Origin of the sequence: Variovorax glacialis, from assembly GCF_051216375.1 — a bacterium.
In the GTDB taxonomy this organism is placed as follows: Bacteria; Pseudomonadota; Gammaproteobacteria; order Burkholderiales; family Burkholderiaceae_C; genus Variovorax.
Genome location: NZ_JBPJZT010000004.1, coordinates 74,370 through 93,461, shown reverse-complemented (window position 1 = coordinate 93,461; position 19,092 = coordinate 74,370). Strand labels below are relative to the sequence as shown.

At 65.9% G+C, this 19,092-nt stretch carries 22 protein-coding genes and 1 riboswitch; of the genes, 9 read left to right on the top strand and 13 right to left on the bottom strand.

What is annotated here, in order from left to right; all coding sequences use genetic code 11:
* Positions 1-10 precede the first annotated feature (10 nt).
* The gene (gene ruvB / locus ACSFBL_RS12070) at positions 11-1,063 is read right to left on the bottom strand and encodes a Holliday junction branch migration DNA helicase RuvB (RefSeq protein ID WP_435516025.1); all 1,053 of its coding nucleotides are present in this window, start codon (positions 1,061-1,063) and stop codon (positions 11-13) included.
* Positions 1,064-1,149: 86 nt separating this feature from the next.
* On the opposite strand from ruvB, the gene ACSFBL_RS12065 reads away from it, so the two are divergent.
* Entirely contained in the window at positions 1,150-1,584 is a 435-nt protein-coding gene (locus ACSFBL_RS12065; RefSeq protein ID WP_435516024.1) for a hypothetical protein, read from the top strand.
* 10 nt (positions 1,585-1,594) lie between these two features.
* Here ACSFBL_RS12065 and ruvA read toward each other — a convergent pair whose 3' ends face one another.
* On the bottom strand, positions 1,595-2,167 hold the full coding sequence (gene ruvA / locus ACSFBL_RS12060; RefSeq protein ID WP_435516023.1) for a Holliday junction branch migration protein RuvA: 573 nt from the start codon (positions 2,165-2,167) through the stop codon (positions 1,595-1,597).
* 34 nt (positions 2,168-2,201) lie between these two features.
* Here ruvA and ACSFBL_RS12055 point away from each other — a divergent pair, with 34 nt between their 5' ends.
* Both ACSFBL_RS12055 and ybeY read left to right on the top strand, forming a co-directional pair.
* A complete protein-coding gene (locus tag ACSFBL_RS12055; RefSeq protein WP_435516022.1) occupies positions 2,202-3,143 on the top strand; it encodes a PhoH family protein in 942 nt (313 codons plus the stop codon).
* Positions 3,144-3,322: 179 nt separating this feature from the next.
* Positions 3,323-3,775, top strand: a complete 453-nt coding sequence (gene ybeY, locus ACSFBL_RS12050) for an rRNA maturation RNase YbeY (protein ID WP_435516493.1) — start codon at positions 3,323-3,325, stop codon at positions 3,773-3,775.
* Between the two features lie 10 nt (positions 3,776-3,785).
* Here the strand turns inward: ybeY and dtd are convergent, their stop codons facing one another.
* Both dtd and ACSFBL_RS12040 read right to left on the bottom strand, forming a co-directional pair.
* A complete protein-coding gene (gene dtd / locus ACSFBL_RS12045; protein ID WP_435516021.1) occupies positions 3,786-4,229 on the bottom strand; it encodes a D-aminoacyl-tRNA deacylase in 444 nt (147 codons plus the stop codon).
* Entirely contained in the window at positions 4,226-5,146 is a 921-nt protein-coding gene (locus ACSFBL_RS12040; RefSeq protein WP_435516020.1) for a cation diffusion facilitator family transporter, read from the bottom strand. Before ACSFBL_RS12040 ends, dtd begins: the two co-directional genes overlap by 4 nt.
* A gap of 120 nt (positions 5,147-5,266) precedes the next feature.
* Here ACSFBL_RS12040 and ACSFBL_RS12035 point away from each other — a divergent pair, with 120 nt between their 5' ends.
* Positions 5,267-5,746, top strand: a complete 480-nt coding sequence (locus ACSFBL_RS12035; RefSeq protein ID WP_435516019.1) for a FecR family protein — start codon at positions 5,267-5,269, stop codon at positions 5,744-5,746.
* Complete coding sequence (locus tag ACSFBL_RS12030) at positions 5,743-6,351, top strand: OmpA family protein (protein ID WP_435516018.1); 609 nt, start codon at positions 5,743-5,745, stop codon at positions 6,349-6,351. Before ACSFBL_RS12035 ends, ACSFBL_RS12030 begins: the two co-directional genes overlap by 4 nt.
* Before the next feature lie 173 nt (positions 6,352-6,524).
* Here the strand turns inward: ACSFBL_RS12030 and tyrS are convergent, their stop codons facing one another.
* Positions 6,525-7,757 carry a tyrosine--tRNA ligase gene (gene tyrS / locus ACSFBL_RS12025; protein WP_435516017.1) on the bottom strand — a complete coding sequence of 411 codons (1,233 nt, stop codon included), beginning with the start codon at positions 7,755-7,757 and terminating at the stop codon, positions 6,525-6,527.
* A gap of 160 nt (positions 7,758-7,917) precedes the next feature.
* Here tyrS and ACSFBL_RS12020 point away from each other — a divergent pair, with 160 nt between their 5' ends.
* Positions 7,918-9,267 carry a M23 family metallopeptidase gene (locus tag ACSFBL_RS12020; RefSeq protein ID WP_435516016.1) on the top strand — a complete coding sequence of 450 codons (1,350 nt, stop codon included), beginning with the start codon at positions 7,918-7,920 and terminating at the stop codon, positions 9,265-9,267.
* A 47-nt stretch (positions 9,268-9,314) separates the two neighbouring features.
* A complete protein-coding gene (locus ACSFBL_RS12015) occupies positions 9,315-10,427 on the top strand; it encodes an anhydro-N-acetylmuramic acid kinase (protein ID WP_435516015.1) in 1,113 nt (370 codons plus the stop codon).
* 20 nt (positions 10,428-10,447) lie between these two features.
* On the opposite strand, the gene mdtD is transcribed toward ACSFBL_RS12015, so the two are convergent.
* The 4 genes from mdtD to rplM all read right to left on the bottom strand — a co-directional run bounded on the left by mdtD (position 10,448) and on the right by rplM (position 13,259).
* On the bottom strand, positions 10,448-11,866 hold the full coding sequence (gene mdtD, locus ACSFBL_RS12010; protein ID WP_435516014.1) for a multidrug transporter subunit MdtD: 1,419 nt from the start codon (positions 11,864-11,866) through the stop codon (positions 10,448-10,450).
* A 75-nt stretch (positions 11,867-11,941) separates the two neighbouring features.
* The gene (gene erpA, locus ACSFBL_RS12005; RefSeq protein WP_435516013.1) at positions 11,942-12,307 is read right to left on the bottom strand and encodes an iron-sulfur cluster insertion protein ErpA; all 366 of its coding nucleotides are present in this window, start codon (positions 12,305-12,307) and stop codon (positions 11,942-11,944) included.
* 115 nt (positions 12,308-12,422) lie between these two features.
* The gene (gene rpsI / locus ACSFBL_RS12000; protein WP_093109516.1) at positions 12,423-12,815 is read right to left on the bottom strand and encodes a 30S ribosomal protein S9; all 393 of its coding nucleotides are present in this window, start codon (positions 12,813-12,815) and stop codon (positions 12,423-12,425) included.
* 12 nt (positions 12,816-12,827) lie between these two features.
* Positions 12,828-13,259 carry a 50S ribosomal protein L13 gene (rplM, locus tag ACSFBL_RS11995; RefSeq protein ID WP_028249522.1) on the bottom strand — a complete coding sequence of 144 codons (432 nt, stop codon included), beginning with the start codon at positions 13,257-13,259 and terminating at the stop codon, positions 12,828-12,830.
* 195 nt (positions 13,260-13,454) lie between these two features.
* Between rplM and ACSFBL_RS11990 the strand changes: the two genes are divergently transcribed.
* The gene (locus tag ACSFBL_RS11990) at positions 13,455-14,405 is read left to right on the top strand and encodes a 23S rRNA (adenine(2030)-N(6))-methyltransferase RlmJ (protein ID WP_435516012.1); all 951 of its coding nucleotides are present in this window, start codon (positions 13,455-13,457) and stop codon (positions 14,403-14,405) included.
* A gap of 27 nt (positions 14,406-14,432) precedes the next feature.
* On the opposite strand, the gene ACSFBL_RS11985 is transcribed toward ACSFBL_RS11990, so the two are convergent.
* Genes ACSFBL_RS11985 through ahcY form a run of 4 tightly spaced genes read right to left on the bottom strand, consistent with a single transcriptional unit; the run spans position 14,433 to position 18,173 of the window.
* Positions 14,433-15,107, bottom strand: a complete 675-nt coding sequence (locus tag ACSFBL_RS11985) for a septal ring lytic transglycosylase RlpA family protein (protein ID WP_435516011.1) — start codon at positions 15,105-15,107, stop codon at positions 14,433-14,435.
* Positions 15,104-15,937 (bottom strand): methylenetetrahydrofolate reductase [NAD(P)H], encoded by an 834-nt coding sequence (metF, locus tag ACSFBL_RS11980; protein WP_435516010.1) that lies wholly within the window; start codon positions 15,935-15,937, stop codon positions 15,104-15,106. The genes ACSFBL_RS11985 and metF overlap by 4 nt, the downstream gene beginning before the upstream one ends.
* Positions 15,915-16,712 carry a TlyA family RNA methyltransferase gene (locus tag ACSFBL_RS11975; protein ID WP_435516009.1) on the bottom strand — a complete coding sequence of 266 codons (798 nt, stop codon included), beginning with the start codon at positions 16,710-16,712 and terminating at the stop codon, positions 15,915-15,917. The genes metF and ACSFBL_RS11975 overlap by 23 nt, the downstream gene beginning before the upstream one ends.
* Before the next feature lie 18 nt (positions 16,713-16,730).
* Positions 16,731-18,173 carry an adenosylhomocysteinase gene (ahcY, locus tag ACSFBL_RS11970; RefSeq protein ID WP_435516008.1) on the bottom strand — a complete coding sequence of 481 codons (1,443 nt, stop codon included), beginning with the start codon at positions 18,171-18,173 and terminating at the stop codon, positions 16,731-16,733.
* 64 nt (positions 18,174-18,237) lie between these two features.
* Positions 18,238-18,307, bottom strand: a riboswitch (S-adenosyl-L-homocysteine riboswitch).
* 101 nt (positions 18,308-18,408) lie between these two features.
* Between ahcY and ACSFBL_RS11965 the strand changes: the two genes are divergently transcribed.
* Complete coding sequence (locus ACSFBL_RS11965; protein WP_435516007.1) at positions 18,409-19,059, top strand: hypothetical protein; 651 nt, start codon at positions 18,409-18,411, stop codon at positions 19,057-19,059.
* The last annotated feature ends 33 nt before the right edge of the window (positions 19,060-19,092 follow it).

Below are 19,092 nucleotides of genomic sequence, written 5' to 3'. Positions count from 1 at the left end.
CGGGGCGATCTCAGCCGAACATGTCGCCGTCGCGCTGCGGCGGTGCGACTCCCAGGTGCCTGTACGCGGCCAGCGTTGCGATGCGCCCGCGCGGCGTGCGCTGCAGGTAGCCCTGCTGGATCAGATAGGGCTCGATCACGTCCTCGATGGTGCCCGACTCTTCCCCGATGCTGGCGGCGATGTTGTCCAGGCCGACCGGCCCGCCGTCGAAGCGATGGATGACCGCTTCGAGCAGCTTGCGGTCCATCAGGTCGAAGCCTTGCGGGTCGACGTCGAGCATCGCCAAGGCCCTGTGCGCCACGTCGACCGTGATCCGGCCATCGCTCTTCACCTGTGCGTAGTCACGCACGCGCCGCAGCAGGCGGTTGGCGATACGGGGCGTGCCGCGCGAGCGGCGGGCAATCTCCAGGCCGCCTTCATCGTCCATCGGCACGGCCAGCAGGCCGGCGCTGCGGCGGACGATGCGCGCCAGTTCCTCGGCCGTATAGAACTCGAGCCGCGCGACGATGCCGAAGCGGTCGCGCAGCGGATTGGTCAGCATCCCCGCCCGCGTGGTCGCGCCGACCAGCGTGAAGGGCTGGAGGTCGAGCTTGATGCTTCGCGCGGCGGGGCCCTCGCCGATCATGATGTCGATCTGGTAGTCCTCCAGCGCGGGGTAGAGGATTTCCTCGACCACGGGCGAGAGGCGATGGATCTCGTCGATGAAGAGCACGTCGTTGCGCTCCAGGTTGGTGAGCAGCGCCGCGAGATCCTTGGGCTTTTCGAGCACCGGGCCGGACGTCTGGCGTAGGTTCACGCCGAGTTCGGCGGCAATGATGTGCGAGAGCGTGGTCTTGCCCAGACCCGGCGGGCCGAAGAGCAGCACGTGGTCCAGCGCTTCGGCGCGATGCCGGGCCGCACCGATGAAGATCTCGAGCTGCTCGCGCACCTTGGCCTGGCCGACGTACTCGTCGAGCAGCTTGGGCCGCAAGGCGCGCTCGATGGCTTCTTCGTTGGGCGATGCGGGCGCGGCGGACACCACGCGTTGCGGGGCCGGGGCGAAATCGTCGGTCTGGATGGTCATGGGGCGATGGGCTGAGGGCGCAGTTTAGAGCCTGTTCGCGCCGGTGCTGCGGCAGAATGCCCCACCGGAAAAGGACCGATCGCCTCATGAACGACAACGACCGCGCACTGTGCGTCGCCACCGCCGGCCTGCTGCGCGCCAGCGGCGCGCTCGCGGCCTGGGGCCTCGCCCTCGCGTTCATTGCCGGCCTGGTGCTCGCGCTGACCGGGCGCTCGCTGCCTTCGGCCACTTGGTTCGCCTATGCGGTGGTCGGATTGATCGGCTTGCCCGAACGCTACCTGGCGCTGCGCCTGAGCGTGGCCGCTTCGCAGTTCGAAGGATTCGTGCAAGGAGCGATCGCCTCGCCATCCGCACTGGAGAACGGCCTGGAAAAGCTCGGCCTGGCCCGCGGCGCCGACGGGTCTCGCCCGCTGGCCGACCGGGTTGCGGAGGCCCGCAAGTCGATGCAGTGGCACGGCATCGTCGTGGTCGTGCAGACCATCGTGTTCGCGATGGCGCTCGCGATGCAGGACTGGCGCTGACCCGCCGCGCCTATTTCGCCAGCGCCCGCAGCGCCAGCTTGATCCCTTCGCCCACCGCGATGTCCTTGGGCAGCGCCTTCAGCGCCGCCGCGGCCTCCCTGTCGCTGTAGCCCAGCGCGACGAGCGCCTGCAGGATGTCGGCCTGCGAATCGCTCGCTGCATGCGCAGGCAGCGCGATCTCGGCGCCGAGCTTCCCCTTGAGTTCGAGCAGCAGGCGCTCCGCCGTCTTCTTGCCGATGCCGGGAATCTTCACCAGTCGACCGGCTTCCTGCAGCGTGATCGCCTGCGCCAGTTCGCTCACGCTCATCCCGCTTAGCACGCCCAGCGCGGTGCGCGGACCGACCCCGGAGATCTTGATGAGCTGGCGAAAGGCCGCGCGTTCCGCAGCGGTGCCGAAGCCATAGAGAATCTGCGCATCCTCGCGGACGACGAAGTGCGTAAGCAGCGAAACCCGCTCCCCCGCGCCCGGCAGGTTGTAGAAGGTGCTCATCGGCACGTCGACCTCGTAGCCCACGCCATTGCAGTCCACCACCACCTGCGGCGGATTGCGTTCGGCCAGGATGCCGGTGAGTTTGCCTATCATGGGTGCCCTTCTCGATCTTGAAAATGAAATCCGCGTGATTCTGCGACACACCTTCGCCCCGCCCAACAACACGCGCCTGGGGCACCTCTGCGGCCCGCTCGACGCGAACCTGCGCCGCATCGAGGAAGCCCTCAACGTCAAGATCGCGCACCGGCACGAGCAGTTCAAGGTCGACGGGCCCAAGGTCAATGCGGAGCGGGCCATGGACGTGCTGCAGGCGCTCTACGAGATCGCCCAGCGGCCGATCGACGCCGCCGTCGTCCAGCTGACGCTCGCTGGCGACGGCTCGATGACGGAGGCCGAGGACGGTTCCATCACGCTCGCCACGCGGCGCGCCGACTTGCGCGCCCGCACGCCCAACCAGAGCGTCTACCTGCACAACATCGCGAACCACGACATCACGCTGGGCATCGGCCCCGCGGGCACGGGCAAGACCTACCTGGCCGTGGCGTGCGCGGTCGATGCGCTCGAACGCAGCGCCGTGCAGCGCATCGTGCTCACCCGTCCCGCGGTTGAGGCTGGCGAACGCCTGGGCTTCCTGCCCGGCGACCTGACGCAGAAGGTCGACCCCTATCTGCGGCCCCTGTACGACGCGCTCTACGACCTGATGGGCTTCGACCGTGTTCAGAAGGCGTTCGAGCGCAATGCGCTCGAGATCGCGCCGCTCGCCTTCATGCGCGGCCGCACGCTCAACAATGCCTTCGTGATCCTCGACGAGGCGCAGAACACCACGCCCGAGCAGATGAAGATGTTCCTTACGCGGATCGGCTTCGGCGCCAAGGCAGTGGTCACCGGCGACGTGAGCCAGATCGACCTGCCGAAGGCGCAGCTGAGCGGGCTCATCGACGCGGAGCGGGTGCTCAAGCGCGTGAACGGCATCGCGATCACGCACTTCACGAGCGCCGACGTGGTGCGGCATCCGTTGGTGGCCCGCATCGTCGATGCATATGACAACGCGCGCAAGAGAGCACGATGACTAGGCTCCCCCCCAGTCTTCGCGCACTTCGTGTCGCTTCGCCTACCCCCTACCGGGGGTGTCAGTGAACTCGCCCCCAGGCTTGCCCACTTCGTGTGGCCGCCTACCCCCTGACCGGGGGCAATACCGGCGGCCCGGCGGAGCCGGTTCCGCGGTATTCCTGGGATTGGGGGGCTGAGGTGGCGCTGGCTGCACTGTCGCTGTCGCTGCAGTTCGCGCGCTTCAATGGGGTGGAGCGTCACCGCGTTGCGCTGCCTCGGCACAGTGTGGCGAGATGGATTCGCCACGCGTTGGATGCGGACGGGGAATTCACCGTGCGGATCGTCGATGCCGAGGAAGGGCAGCGGCTCAATCGGGAGTTTCGCGGGAAGGACTATGCGACGAATGTGCTGACCTTCGACTATGCGCAGGCGCCGGTCGTGATGGCGGATCTGGTGCTTTGCGCGCCCGTGGTGGCGAAGGAGGCCAAGGAGCAGCGCAAGACGTTGGCGGCGCACTACGCGCACCTGCTGGTCCATGGCACCTTGCACGCGCAGGGCTGGGACCACGAGACGGGCGAGGAAGATGCGGAAGCCATGGAGGCGCGCGAGATCGAGATCCTCGCGGGGCTGGGGATTCGCAACCCTTACTGAAGCGCAGGACTCAGGCCGACATCTGGAGCGGAATGGTCACGGGGCCGTCGTTCACCAGGTGCACCTGCATGTCGGCCGCGAATTCACCGGTCGCCACCATGGGATGCGCGATGCGTGCACGGGTTACGAAGTAGTCGTAGAGCCGTCGGCCTTCTTCGGGCGGTGCGGCCTGGGTGAAGCTGGGGCGGTTGCCGCCGCTCACGTCGGCCGCGAGCGTGAACTGGCTGACCACCAGCAGGCCGCCGCCGATGTCCTGGACGCTGCGATTCATCTTGCCCGCGTCGTCCGAGAAGATCCGCAGTTTCAGGATCTTCGCGAGCATGCGATCGGCGAGTGCGTCGTTGTCGCCATGTTCGGCGCAGAGCAGCACGAGCAGGCCCGCGTCGATGGCGCCGACCGTCTGTCCGGCAATGTCGACGCGTGCGCTGGCGACGCGCTGCAGGACGGCCTTCATGCGACGGGCTCCTTTTGCGTCGCGCGCGCTTCCATGCCGAGGGGCAGCAACTGGATGGTCACGAGCAGACCGGGCACCGCATCCATCAGCGCCTGCTCGAGTGAATCGCGCAAAGCGGCTGCGCGTTCGAGCGACCAGGAGCCGGGGACGTGCATGTGGAGGTCGGCGAACCGCCGCTGGCCGGCGCGGCGGGTGACGATGTCGTCGAATCGGAGCTGCGCGCCTTCAGGCACGCTGGCGGCGAAGCGCTTCAGCGTCGCATCCAGTTGCGCCAGGGATTCGGGATCGAGGGCCTCGTCCATCAGGCCCTGTGACGAGCGCCAGACCAGCTTCACGCCTTCGCGCACGATGTTGAGCGCCACCCCGATGGCAAGCAGCGGGTCGAGCCACAGCCACCCGGTCGCGCTGACCGCCACGATGCCGACCACGACGGCCGCGGAAGTCCAGACGTCTGTCACCAGATGGCGCGCGTCGGCTTCGAGTGCGATGGAACGGTGGGTGCGCGCCGCCCGGAACAGCACGAAGGCCAGCGCTCCGTTGAAGCCCGAACTCAGTACGGACAGCGCCAGGCCCCAGCCGAGTTGCTCGAGCGGCTGCGGCGACAGCAGTCTCAGGATCGCCACCCACATGATGGCGATGGCCGCGCCAATGATCAGGATGCCTTCGAAACCCGACGAGAAATACTCGGCCTTGTGATGACCGTAGGGATGGTCTTCATCGGCCGGTCTCGCCGCGATAGTGACCATCGCCAACGCGAAGGTCGCACTCGCCAGATTCACGAACGACTCCATCGCGTCCGAGATCAGGCCCATGGAGTTGGTGACATACCCGGCCGCGCCCTTGAGCACGATGGTGATGAGCGCGACCGCGATGGAGACGCGGAGCAGTTGCTTGGGGCTCAGTGCAGCGAGGTTCAAAGGACGATGATAGGAGCGGAGACGATTGCCAGCAGACGGGAAAATTGTCGCGAATTATCTGGCACGGTCGGCAGGAATCTCCCTCTCGCGTACCATCGGCCGGCATTTTCGGAAGCATTCGTGAACAAGCGTATTGCCATTGCCCTGACCGGGCTCATCTTTTCCAGTACCGCTGCGCTCGCCCAAACGGCAGCTTCCGGCGACGTCTCCGGCGAACAGCGGGCCGGAACGATGAAGTCCGTGCGCGGCGACGTCCGGTTGCTGAGTTCGGATGGGGCAGCGCGTCCCGCCGCACCCGGTGATCGGGTCTCCCCCATCGACCGCATCGTGACGGGTACCGACTCGGCCGCGAGCGTGGTGCTCCGGGACGGCACTTCGATGGTGGTCGGTCCGTCTTCGCGCTTGGACGTCAAGCAGTTCTATTTCGACTCGACCACCCAGGAAGGCGGGATGCTGGTGTCGCTGCTGAAAGGCTCGCTGCGCATGATCACCGGCTTGATCGGCAAGACGCATCCCGATGCCGTGCGCGTCGAAACGCGGACGGCGGTGATCGGCATCCGCGGGACGGATTTCATCGTCGAGGTGGATGGGCAGCCGTGAACCTTCGTCGCTTCTCCCTTCTCATCGCCCTGCTCACCATCGCGCTGCTGGCGGCCTGCTCCACTCCCGGCACGCGTGTCGTGCTGCTGCCGCAGGCTGACGGCAAGCCGTCGGCAGTGGTCGTGAGCACGGAAGACGGCGAGCAAACGCTCGACCAGCCTTTCGAGCGGGCCACCGCCGATGTCGGAAAACGCGGTGCGCCCGTTGTCGACAAGGCCAATCCCGAACGGGTGAAGGCCGACAACAAGGCACTCTTCGAGTTGATGCCGCCTCCGCCCCAACGCTTTACGGTGTACTTCGAGGCGGGCGGTACCGTCCTCACGACGGCCTCGCAGGCGGCGATGACCGAGGCCCTGGTCGCTGCCCGCGCTCGTACGGGCGGCGAGATCGTGGTGACGGGGCATACCGACACCGTCGGCGCGAGCGCGCGCAACGATGAGCTTTCGCGCAACCGTGCCTTGCAGGTTCGCCTGCTCTTCGTGGAGCGCAACTTTCCGGCGGCGCGGGTCGAAGCGGTCGGCCGCGGCGAACGCGAACTGGCGGTTCAGACCGCCGACGAAGTCGACGAGCCGCGGAATCGGCGGGTGACGATCGAGGTCAGGTAGGGGTTGCTCGCCCCCAGGCTGCGCGCACTTCGTGTCGCTTCGCCTACCCCCTGCCGGGGGCAACACCGGTGGCCTGGCAGAGCCAGTTCCACGGTGTTTCTGGGCTCGCCCCCTGGCTTCTGCCTTCGTGTCGCTTCGCCTGCCCCTGCCGGGAGCGACGCCGGCGGGTTGGGTCAGGTCAGTGTCACGCGGGCGAACTTGCGTTTGCCTACCTGGACGACGTAGCTGCCTGCGGGGAGCTTGAGGGCCTTGTCGCTGATGACGGTGGAGTCGACGCGGACGCCGCCGCCGTCGATCAGGCGGTTGCCTTCGGAGGTCGAAGGGGCCAATCCGGCCTGTTTGAGGAGTTGGGCGATGCCGAGGGGCGCACCGGTGAGGGAGACCTCGGGGATTTCGTCCGGGACGCCGCCCTTGCTTCGGTTGATGAAGTCCTGCTCGGCGGCTTCGGCCGCGGCGGGGCTGTGGAAGCGAGCGGTGATTTCCTTGGCCAGGGCGACCTTGGCATCTTTCGGGTTGCGGCCGGCTTCGATCTCGGCCTTCAGCGCAGCGATCTCGGCCAGCGACTTGAAGCTCAAGAGGGTGTACCAGCGCCACATCAGGGTGTCGGAGATGGACAGCACCTTGGCGAACATGGTGTTGGGCTCTTCGCTGATGCCGATGTAGTTGTTTTTGCTCTTCGACATCTTTTCGACGCCATCGAGCCCTTCCAGGAGCGGCATAGTGAGTATGCACTGCGGCTCCTGGCCATATTCCTGCTGCAGGTGACGACCGACCAGAAGATTGAATTTCTGGTCCGTGCCGCCGAGTTCGAGATCCGACTTGAGGGCGACCGAGTCGTAGCCCTGCATCAGCGGATACAAGAATTCATGCACCGAAATGGACTGGCCTGCCTTGAATCGCTTGCTGAAGTCGTCGCGCTCCATCATCCGCGCCACGGTGTACTTGGCCGCCAGCTGGATCATTCCGCGGGCACCCAGGGGGTCGCTCCATTCGGAGTTGTATCGGATCTCGGTCTTCGAAGGGTCGAGCACCAGGCTGGCCTGTCGGTAGTAGGTCTGGGCGTTCGCCTCGATCTGCTCGCGCGTCAAGGGCGGCCGCGTGCTGTTTCTGCCCGACGGGTCGCCGATGGTGGTGGTGAAGTCGCCGATCAGGAAGATCACGGTGTGCCCGAGATCCTGCAATTGGCGCATCTTGTTGAGCACCACCGTGTGGCCGATGTGGATGTCCGGCGCGGTCGGATCGAGGCCCAGCTTGATCCGCAGCGGGGTTCCGGTCGCTTCGGACCGCTGAAGCTTGCGCACCCATTCCTCCTGGGGGAGCAACTCGTCAGTTCCACGGAGTGAAATTTCGAGGGCTCGTCCTACACCTTCGGACAGACTTGCGGATGTAACAAACTCGGCATTCATTGGGCTTTTGGGCAGTTTTTCCTATAGCCGAAGCTATACTCAGCCCGACTTTTCAAGCGCCGGATTCTAAGCGGCGCTGTATGCCCGCACCGTCCTGCCGCCCGTTCGACACGGTCTTCGCAGCACGGATTTGCAGAACCTGAGTTGGAATTTCGACGTTTTGATCAACGGCATTCTGGCCGCCGAGGAGCTGATTGCTTCGCGCGTGGCTCACACATTCCGGACGTATCCGAAGCAGATCACGGCTGCGATCGCCGCGTTGCTGCTGTCCGCGGGTGGCGGTGCCTTCGCGGTCGCCTCGCTGGGCCCGGATGCGGCAGACATCCCTGTCAAGCAAGTTTTCGAAGCGGTCACTCCGCTGTCATTTGCCGAGCAGGTCGAGGCCCTGGACACCCACACTTTCACCCTCTTCCGCAACGAGACCACCCGTTCGAGCGATACGGCCGAAGCGCTCTTGCAGCGTCTCGGCATTGCCGACCCGGCAGCCGCCGCCTTCGTGCGCGGCAACCCCGAGGCCCGCAACGCTCTGCTGAGCCGCCCCGGCCGTACGGTCACCGCTGAAGCCACGCAGGAAAACACACTGCAAAAGCTCAGCGCCCGCTGGATCCCCGACGGCGATGGCGCCTTCAAGCGCCTGGTGGTCGAGAAGGCCGGCGGCGGTTTCCGTGCCCGTACCGAATCCGATGCACTGACGCCCGGCACCCGCCTTGCGAGCGGTGTCGTGCGCACCTCGCTCTTTGCGGCGACGGATGACGCGGGTATCCCCGATTCCGTGGCAAGCCAGTTGGCCGATGTCTTTTCAAGTGACGTGGATTTCCGCTCGCTTCGCAAGGGCGACCGCTTCGCAGTCGTGTACGAGACCTTCGACGCGGACGGCCAGACGCTTCGCAACGGTCGGGTGCTGTCGGCTGAATTCGAGAGCAACGGCAAGCTGTACCAGGCGCTGTGGTTCCAGGAGCCCGGCCAGAAGGGCGGCTACTACCGCCCCAACGGCGACAGCCTGCGCCGCGCGTACCTGAGCTCGCCCGTGGAATTCACGCGTGTGTCGAGCGGCTTCGCGATGCGTCTTCATCCGATTCTCAACAGCTGGCGCCAGCATCACGGCATCGACTTCGCGGCGCCCAGCGGCACGCCGGTCCGGGCCGTAGGCGACGGCACGGTGGAATTCGCCGGCACGCAGAACGGCTACGGCAACATCGTTGTCCTGAAGCACCGCAACAACCAGGAAACGGCTTACGCGCACCTGAGCCGGGTCGACGTCAAGGTCGGCCAGAGCATCAGCCAGAGCCAAACGCTGGGGGCTGTCGGCTCGACGGGCTGGGCCACCGGTCCTCACCTTCACTTCGAATTCCGCGTGAACGGCGAATACCAGGACCCGTCCACGATCGCGCAGCAGGAAGGCGGCGGTTCGATCACCACGGCATCGCGCCCTGCGTTCGAGCGACTTGCGCTCGCCACACGCACCGAGCTGTCGGCCGCTTTCTCTGTGGCACAAGCCAGCGCGGATTGACCGGCGGGCCGACAGTAGCGGCCCGATTGAATTACCCTTCCGGAACCATGGCTGAACTCTTCATCGGCCTCATGTCGGGGACTTCACTGGATGGCGCCGACGGGGTGCTGGCCGACTTTTCGGACGGCCGCATCGCAGTGCAGGGTTTCGCCGCAGCTCCTTTTCCGGTCAGTCTGCGTGCGGAGTTGATGGCGCTCAACACACCCGGCGGCGACAACGAGTTGCATCGCGCAGCCCTGGCCGGTAACGGATTGGCCCGTGTCTATGCCCGCGTGGTGCAGCAATTGCTGGCTGACGCCAGCGTCACGGCCAGTTCCGTGACGGCCATCGGCGCGCACGGGCAGACCGTCCGGCATCGGCCGGGTGAATTCGACGACGTCGGGTACACCCTGCAGATCAACAACCCTTCCCTGCTGGCCGAGTTGACCGGTATCCCGGTGGTTGCGGACTTCCGCAGTCGCGACCTCGCTGCGGGCGGCCAGGGCGCGCCGCTCGTGCCGGGTTTTCATCGCGCACTCTTCGCGCGGGACGATCAGGCGGTTGCCGTTCTGAATTTGGGCGGCATCTCCAACCTCAGCCTGCTGCCGGCCGGAAGTGGCACGGTGCTGGGCTTCGATTGCGGACCGGGCAACGCGTTGATCGACCATTGGTGCCAGGCGCACATTGGCCAGCCGTTCGACGCGGGCGGCCAATGGGCGGCCAGCGGTCGGGTGCTACCCGATCTGCTGTCGAGACTCCTCGACGATGCCTACTTCGCCAAGGCGCCTCCCAAGAGCACGGGCCGCGACCACTTCAATCCAAACTGGTTGGCGGCCCACCTGGGAACGACCGATGCCGATCCCGCGGATGTCCAGGCGACTTTGACGGACCTCACGGCGCATGCCTGCGCCATGCACCTGAAGCGCCATGGACCGGACAGCCAGTTGTTGATCGTCTGCGGTGGTGGCGCCCTCAACCAGCATCTCCTGTCGCGTCTGCAGGCGCTTCTGCCCGCCATGGAGATTGTCTCTTCCGCCGAACGCGGCTTGCCGCCGCAGGAGGTCGAGGCTGCGGCCTTCGCCTGGCTGGCGCGCAGCACGATGCGCGGCCAGCCGGGCAACCTCGCCAGCGTGACCGGCGCACGCGGCGCGCGCGTCCTTGGCGCGATCTATCCGGCCTGATCGACCTCGTCGGCCGCCTTTCAGCCTTGGCCGGACACCTCTGGCTGCGCTGGCTGCACCGCACGGGCCTCCGGCGGCAAATGCCAGAAGATCAACGCGGAGGCGAGCGTAATCAGCCCCATGCTCGCAAAGGTCGCCTCGAACGCGTGCAGCACCTCGAGCGGCGTGTCGCTGCCGAAGATCCCGGTGTAGCCGCCCAGTACCGCGCTCGCCGCGGCCACGCCCAGGCTCATGGCCAGCATCTGCACCATCGACAGGAGGCTGTTGCCCGCACTCGCCATGCCGCCGTCCAGATCCTTCAAGGTGATGGTGTTCATGGCGGTGAACTGAAGCGAATTGACCGCACCGAAGCTGAGCAACTGGACAAGGTGCAGCACGATGGGCTGGTGGGGAGCCGTCAGTCCGAAGCTCGCCATGGTCAGCCCGACCAGGGCGGTGTTGACGACAAGGACGCGTCGGTAGCCGTAGCGCGTGATCAATGGCGTCGCGAAGCGCTTCATCGCCATGCCGGCCAGCGCGATCGGCAGCATCATCAGGCCGGCATTCAACGGCGAATAGCCCATCGAAACCTGAAGCAGCAGCGGAATCAGGAACGGCATGCACCCGCTTCCGAGGCGCGAGAACAGATTGCCCAGTAAGCCGATGCTCAACGTCGGTATGCCGAACAGCGCGGGCTCGAAGAGCGGATGGGGTCGACGCACCGCGTGCAGCCAATAGGCCGTGATGCTTGCGAACCCGAAAACCAGCAGCACGAGCACACCGACCTGGCGCAACCCCAGCCCCGACACACCGTCTATCGCCAGCGAAATCGACACCATGCCGAAGGCCAGCAAGGCATAGCCGACGCCGTCGAAACGATGCACCAGTTCCGCGCGGATGTCGGGCATCACGCGCAGCGTGGCGAAGCACCCGATCAGGCCCACGGGCACGTTGATCAGGAAAATCCAATGCCACGAGGCGTACTGCACCAGCCAGCCACCGAGCGTCGGGCCGAGCAATGGACCGATCAAGCCAGGGATCGCAACGAAGCTCATGGCCGCCAGGAATTCGGCACGCGGCACCGTGCGCAGCAACGCCAGGCGACCGACAGGCAGCAGCAGCGCTCCTCCCATCCCCTGGATGACGCGCGCCGCCACCAGTTGCCCGATGCCGCGCGACAGGGCGCACAGCACCGAGCCGGCCACGAAGAGGACGATCGCTGCGAAAAAGATGCGTCGGGTGCCAAAGCGATCGGCGATCCATCCGGACGCGGGAATGAGCATCGCCATCGTGAGTGCATAGGCGACCACGACCGACTGCATCCGCAGAGGGCTTTCGCCCAGGCTCGCGGCCATCGCCGGCAGCGCCGTGTTGATGATCGTCGCGTCCAGCGTCTGCATGAAGAAGCCGATGGCGACCAGCCAAAGCAGGCTCTTGCGTGGATATTCCGAAGAAGTCATGAGGGCAGAAAACGACGGACAGCAAAAAGCCGCCCGGAGGCGGCTTCTTGAACTGGCGCGGAAAACCTCGGCACATCAGGCCGAGAAGCTCGATCCGCAGCCGCAGGTGCTGGTGGCGTTGGGGTTCTTGATGACGAACTGGGCGCCTTGCAGATCTTCCTTGTAGTCGATCTCGGCACCGACCAGGTACTGGTAGCTCATGGCGTCGATCAGCAGGGACACGCCGTTCTTGGTCATCGTGGTGTCGTCTTCGTTCGTGATCTCGTCGAAGGTGAAGCCGTACTGGAAGCCGGAGCAACCGCCACCCTGCACGAACACGCGCAGCTTGAGATCGGGGTTGCCTTCTTCGGCGATCAGGTCGGCGACCTTCGCTGCCGCGCTGTCCGTGAAGACGATGGGCTCGGGCATCTGGGTCTGGATGTTGTCTGCGACGGCGCTCATTAAGGGGACTCCTGTGGGGCCGAACGTGCGGCCGATCGACGAATGCTACTTCAAACGACAAAAAACCGCCCGAAGGCGGCTCTTTGACAGTGCAAGCGATAAGCCCAATGGGCGATCAGCGCTTGGAGAACTGCTTGCGGCGGCGTGCGGAGTGCAGACCGACCTTCTTGCGCTCGACTTCACGCGCATCGCGCGTCACGAAGCCGGCCTGGCTCAACACCGGCTTGAGCGTCGCGTCGTAGTCGATCAGGGCGCGGGTGATGCCGTGGCGCGTCGCGCCGGCCTGACCCGACTCACCGCCGCCAGCCACATTGACCATGATGTCGAAGGTTTCGACATTGTTGGTCAAGAAAAGCGGTTGCTTGGCGATCATGATCGAGGTTTCGCGGCCAAAGAAATCCTGGATGTCCTTGCCGTTGACCGTGATCTTGCCGGTGCCTTTTTTCAGAAACACGCGGGCGACGCTCGATTTGCGACGGCCGGTGCCATTGTTCCATTCACCAATCATTCTCAAGGCTCCTTACAGTTCCAGCACTTTGGGCTGTTGGGCGGTATGCGGGTGCTCTGCGCCACCGTACACCTTGAGTTTCTTGATCATCGCGTAGCCGAGCGGACCCTTGGGCAGCATGCCCTTGACGGCCTTTTCCAGGGCGCGGCCCGGATGCTTGGCTTGCATGTCGCGGAAGTTGGTGGCCGTGATGCCGCCCGGATAGCCCGAGTGACGGTAGTACACCTTGTCAAGCGGCTTGGCGCCGGTGACGCGCAGCTGGGCTGCGTTGATGATGACGATGAAGTCACCGGTATCGACGTGAGGCGTGTAAATGGCCTTGTGTTTGCCGCGCAAACGGAGAGCAACTTCGCTGGCTACTCGTCCGAGGACCTTGTCGGTCGCGTCAATCACAAACCACTCGTGCGTCACGTCAGCGGGTTTGGCGCTGAACGTTTTGGTCATGAGTTTTCTCTTTTGAAGAGGGTTTGGCGGGCCCTTTTCCACGGTCGGCGTTCCTCTGGCGGGAATCTCTTAGGTGGGTTCGATCTCTTCGCCGCGGGGCCTCAAATGCGCTGCGAAGCCTTCCATTATACGAAGAATCCTCTTCCACAAGCAATTCGACCCCGTTCCTGTAGGCCGGCGGTTACCATTGGGCCAATGTTCAGCTACCGCCACGCCTTCCACGCCGGCAACCACGCCGACGTGCTCAAGCACACGGTGCTGATTGCCACCCTCGACCATCTGCTCGAGAAGGACGCCGCCCTGACGGTGGTCGATACCCATGCCGGCGCCGGCCTCTACCGGCTCGATGGGGACTACGCCGGCACCAGCGGCGAGGCCGCCGATGGCATCGTTCGCCTGCTTTCGGATCCCCAGCCAGCCGCCCCGGGGGCCAGCCCGGGCAAGGCAACGGCGAAAAAGGCGCCAGCGCAGCCCCCCGAGCCCCTGGCCGATGCGCTGGCCCGCTACCTCGAGGTGATCCGCGATTTCAACCCGAAGGGCAGCGCACGCATCTATCCGGGCTCGCCCTTCATCGCCCACCACCTCCTGCGCGACCAGGACAAGCTCAAGCTGTTCGAGCTGCATCCGACCGACGCCCGCACCCTCGACGCGAACATCGCGCAGCTCGAGGCCGGCCGCCAGATCGCCGTGCTGCGCGACGACGGGTTCGGAAGCGCCACCAAGTTCCTGCCACCGCCCTCGCGCCGCGCGCTGGTGCTGTGCGACCCAAGCTACGAGATCAAGAGCGACTACGCACGCGTGCTGGATTTCGTCGCCGAAGCGCTCAAGCGCTTCGCGACCGGCACGTACGCCGTGTGGTATCCGATCATTCCACGGCCCGAGGCGCACGACCTGCCACGCCGGCTCAAGACGATGGCAACGAAGGCCGGCAAGCCGTGGCTGCATGCCACGCTGACCGTCAAGTCCAGCAAGATCACCACCGACGCGACCGGCGCCACGCACCGGCCCGGACTGCCGGCGAGCGGCATGTTCCTGATCAATCCACCCTACACGCTGAAGCCGTTGCTCGCGGCCGCGCTGCCACAGATGGCCGATCGCCTGGCGCAGGACCGCAACGCCACCTTCTCCCTGGACAGCGGCGGCTAAAAGCGACGCCGGCTGCCCGCCGGCCTCTCACCACCGTTTGCGAGGCGCAACCTGGCGCGTCGGCTTGGGTGCGGAGTCGCCCGACGCGGCCGATGGCGGCGCATCGGACGCTCCGACCGCCGTGCCACCGCAGGTGGCAGTGTCCTTGTCCACGATGGACAGCGCCACCTGCTTGATCCCCAGGCCCAGCAGGCCGATCGATTCGGCCGCAGCGCGACTCAGGTCGATGATGCGGCCTGACGCATAGGGGCCACGGTCGTTGATGCGAACCAGCACTTCCCGGCCGTTCACCAGGCTGCGAACGCAAACGCGCGTATTGAACGGCAAGGTCTTGTGGGCGGCGGTGAATGCGGTCATGTCGAAGCGCTCGCCGTTCGCGGTCTTGCGCTGATGGAACTGGATGCCGTACCAAGATGCACCGCCGCGCTCGAAGATCTCGCGCGAACCCTCGTCACCCGGCAGGCCGTCATCCGGCCCCGCCTCGCCGGCACCAGACACCGCGAGGTCGTAGCGCACGGAAGGCACTTGCGAGCGCGGCGGCGCGCCGGGCGGAAGCGCCGGCTGCTTCGCCAAGGGACGCAATCGGAACTGTGGCGCGCCCTCTGCACCGTCATCTGAAGGTGGCGGCGTGGAGCAGGCCGCCAACAACACCGCCGCGACGAGCGCGGGCAGGCTGACGGCGACACGCCTACCCAAACTCATGCACCCCGGCCGAGGCGCTGCAGCACGCCGAGCGTCGCCACCGACTGGTTCATCGTGTAGAAGTGAAGCGCGGGCGCACCGCCGGTGCACAGGCGCTCGCACAGGTCGGTGACCACGTCGAGGCCGAAGTCCCTGATCGACGCGGTGTCGTCGCCGAAGCTCTGGAGCCGCAGGCGAATCCAGCGCGGGATCTCGGCCCCGCAGGCATCGGAAAAGCGCATCAGCTGCGTAGAACTCGTGATCGGCATGATGCCCGGCACGATCGGCGTGTCGAGGCCCATCGCGCGCGCCTCGTCGACGAAGCGGAAGTACGCCTCGGCGCTGAAGAAGTACTGCGTGATGGCCGAATCCGCCCCCGCGTGCACCTTGGCCGCGAAGGCCTGCAGGTCCGCCTCGGGCGAACGCGCCTGGGGATGCACTTCGGGATAGCACGCCACCTCGATGTGGAAACCGCGGCCGGTTTCCTCGCGGATGAAAGCGACGAGATCGCTCGCATAGAGGAATTCGCCGCCGATGCCATAGCCGCTGGGCAGGTCGCCGCGCAATGCAACGAGGCGATTGACGCCCATGGCCTTCAACTCGGCGAGTTGCTCGCGCACCGTCGCCCTCGTTGCACCGATGCACGAGAAGTGGCAAGCCGCGGCGACGCCTTCGCCGAGGATCTCGCGCACGGTGCCGAAAGTGCCGTCGTGCGTCGAGCCGCCGGCGCCATAGGTCACCGAGCAGAACTCGGGTGCCTGGGCATAGAGCTGCTGCCGCACGGCGCGCAGTTTGGTCGCGCCTTCGGGCGTCTTGGGCGGAAAGAATTCAAAGCTGAGCGGAAGGCGCACGGCCGGCTCCTTGTTCGCCGTCCGCATGAACGGCATGAATGAAAAACTCGCGGTTGCCGTCGCCGCCCGCGATCGGGCTGTCGAGCCAGCGCAGCACACGCAGGCCAAGCGATTCGCATGCATCCCGCAGACGCTGCTCGACGACGGCATACAGGGCAGGATCGCGCACGATGCCGCCCTTGCCGACCTGTCCGGGTTGCAGTTCGAATTGCGGCTTGACCAGCATCAGGAGATCGCCGCCGGGTGCCAGAAAGGGCACCAGGGCCGGGAGGACCAGCGTGAGCGAGATGAAAGAGAGGTCGCCGACGATCAGCCCGAAATCCGCATCGTCCGGCGCCTGGGTCGCCCACGCGTCGGCGCTCAGCACACGGGCATTGATGCCTTCGATTGCAGTGACACGCGCATCGTCGCGCACCCGCGAATGCAATTGCCCGTGCCCCACATCGACGCCCACCACATGCTCGGCGCCTTGCTGGAGCAGGCAGTCGGTGAAGCCGCCCGTCGACTGGCCGACGTCCAGGCATCGCCGCCCGCGCGGATCGATGCCGGTCGCGGCCAGCGCGCCTTCGAGCTTCAACCCGCCACGGGAAACATAGCGCGCCTCGGCGGCATCGAGCAGTTCGAGCTCGGCCGTCTTGGGCACTTCGTCGCGGTTCTTGTTCACCGTGCGCCAGTCCGCCCCGTCGCGCCAGCGCAAGCCGGCGGCAATCAGCCGGACGGCCTGCGAGCGCGACGCGGCGAGGCCGCGTTCGACAAGCAACTGATCGGCGCGCAAAGCGCTACGCCCGCGCGATCAATAGCGGTAGGTGTCCGGCTTGTAAGGGCCGTTCTTGTCGACACCGATGTACGCGGCCTGCGCGTCCGTCAGTTCGGTCAGCATGGCGCCCACCTTCTTCAGGTGCAGGCGCGCGACCTTCTCGTCGAGGTGCTTGGGCAGCACGTAGACCTTGCCGGCCTGGTAGGCATCGGGCTTGGTGAACAGTTCGATCTGCGCGATGGTCTGGTTCGCGAAGGACGATGACATCACGAAGCTCGGGTGGCCCGTGCCGCAGCCGAGGTTCACAAGGCGGCCCTTGGCCAGCAGGATGATCTTCTTGCCGTCCGGGAAGGTGATGTGGTCGACCTGCGGCTTGATCTCTTCCCACTCGTACTTCTCGATCGAGGCAACGGCGATTTCATTGTCGAAGTGACCGATGTTGCAGACGATCGCCTGGTCCTTCATCGCGGCCATGTGCTCGTGGCGGATCACGTCGCGGTTGCCGGTGGTGGTCACGAAGATGTCGGCCTTGTCGGCGGCGTACTCCATGGTCACGACCTTGTAGCCTTCCATCGCGGCTTGCAGCGCGTTGATGGGGTCGATCTCGGTGACCCACACCTGGGCGCTCAGCGCGCGCAGCGCCTGGGCGGAGCCCTTGCCCACGTCGCCGTAGCCGGCCACGCAGGCGACCTTGCCGGCGATCATCACGTCGGTGGCGCGCTTGATGCCGTCGACCAGCGATTCGCGGCACCCGTAGAGGTTGTCGAACTTGCTCTTGGTGACCGAGTCGTTCACGTTGATGGCGCGGAAGAGCAGCGTGCCCTTGGCGCTCATCTCGTTCAGGCGGTGCACGCCGGTGGTGGTCTCTTCGGTCACGCCGATGATTTCGGCCGACTTGCGGGTGTACCAGGTCGAATCGACGGCCAGCTTGGCCTTGATCGCGGCGTAGAGGATGCGCTCTTCATCGCTGGTCGGGTTGGCGAGCACGCTCTGGTCCTTCTCGGCGCGCTGGCCCAGGTGCATCAGCAGCGTGGCGTCGCCGCCGTCGTCCAGGATCATGTTCGGGCCTTCGCCGGCCGAGTCCTTGGCGCCAAAGTCGAAGATGCGGTGTGTGTAGTCCCAGTAGTCTTCCAGCGACTCGCCCTTGATCGCGAACACCGGCGTGCCTTTGGCGGCGATGGCGGCGGCGGCGTGGTCCTGCGTCGAGAAGATGTTGCACGAGGCCCAGCGCACTGTAGCTCCCAGCGCCTGCAGCGTCTCGATCAGCACGGCCGTCTGGATCGTCATGTGCAGCGAGCCGGTGATGCGCGCGCCCTTGAGCGGCTGGCTCTTGGCGAATTCCTCGCGGATGGCCATCAGGCCGGGCATTTCGGTTTCGGCGATGCGGATTTCCTTGCGGCCCCAGGCGGCAAGGCCCAGGTCGGCAATGGCCTGGTCGGCGGTGGAAACAGGGGACGGGGATTTGAGAACGGCGCTCATGTTGGCTCCAAAGCAAGTTTGAAAGATGGCCACTGCGTTCGGGGAAAGGACTCACCGCGAGAACAGCGGGTGAGCGTGGTTGCGATGGTGGTCCGAGCCTCACGCCTGTCGGCGCTGCAACGCTCCTCGGAACGGCCGATTTTAGCGCGCGACGGCCGGATTGCCGTCAGCAGCATTTTTTCGATCGGCCTAGACTGCGCTTCCCTCCTTCCATCGCCCGGTGCGGCGTTACAACATGTTCAAAGCCAGAGCTCTTGCCACATCGTTCCTGATCGCGTCGGCCCTGCTGCCCATGGTGGTCCCGGCGCAAACGCCGGCCGCTGCCGCCGCCCAGACCGTGCGTGTGCGCGGCGTCATCGTGCACGTCGATGCGAACACGCTGACGGTCAAGGACCGCAGCGGCGAAGTCGTGACGATGGCGCGTCCCGCCGACTTGCGGGTGATCGAGGTGCTCCCGGTGACGCCGGCGGCCATCAAGCCGAACAGCTTCGTCGGCGCCGGCTCCCTGCCCCAGCCCGACGGCACCCAGCGCGCGGTCGAGGTCCTGGTGTTCCCCGAAGCCATGCGAGGCACGGGCGAAGGCTTCCGACCCTGGGACTACATGCCCAACGGCACGATGACCAATGCCACGGTCTCCGCATTGTCAGCGGCGCCATCGTCCGTTCCGGGCGGCGGCCAGAAGCTGGTGCTGAAGTACAAGGACGGCGAGAAGACCGTGTTCGTCCCCCGCGGCACGCCGATCGTCACCTTCAAGCCCGGCAAGGACGACCAGGCCGCACTGCTGGTTCAGGGTGCGAAGGTCGTCGTCACCGCCCAGTTGAAGGACGGCCAACCGACCGCTTCGAGCCTGCTGGTCGGCCGCAACGGGTTCACGCCGCCCATGTGAACGCGAAGGTCGCCCGGCAGCCGCAAGGGTCCA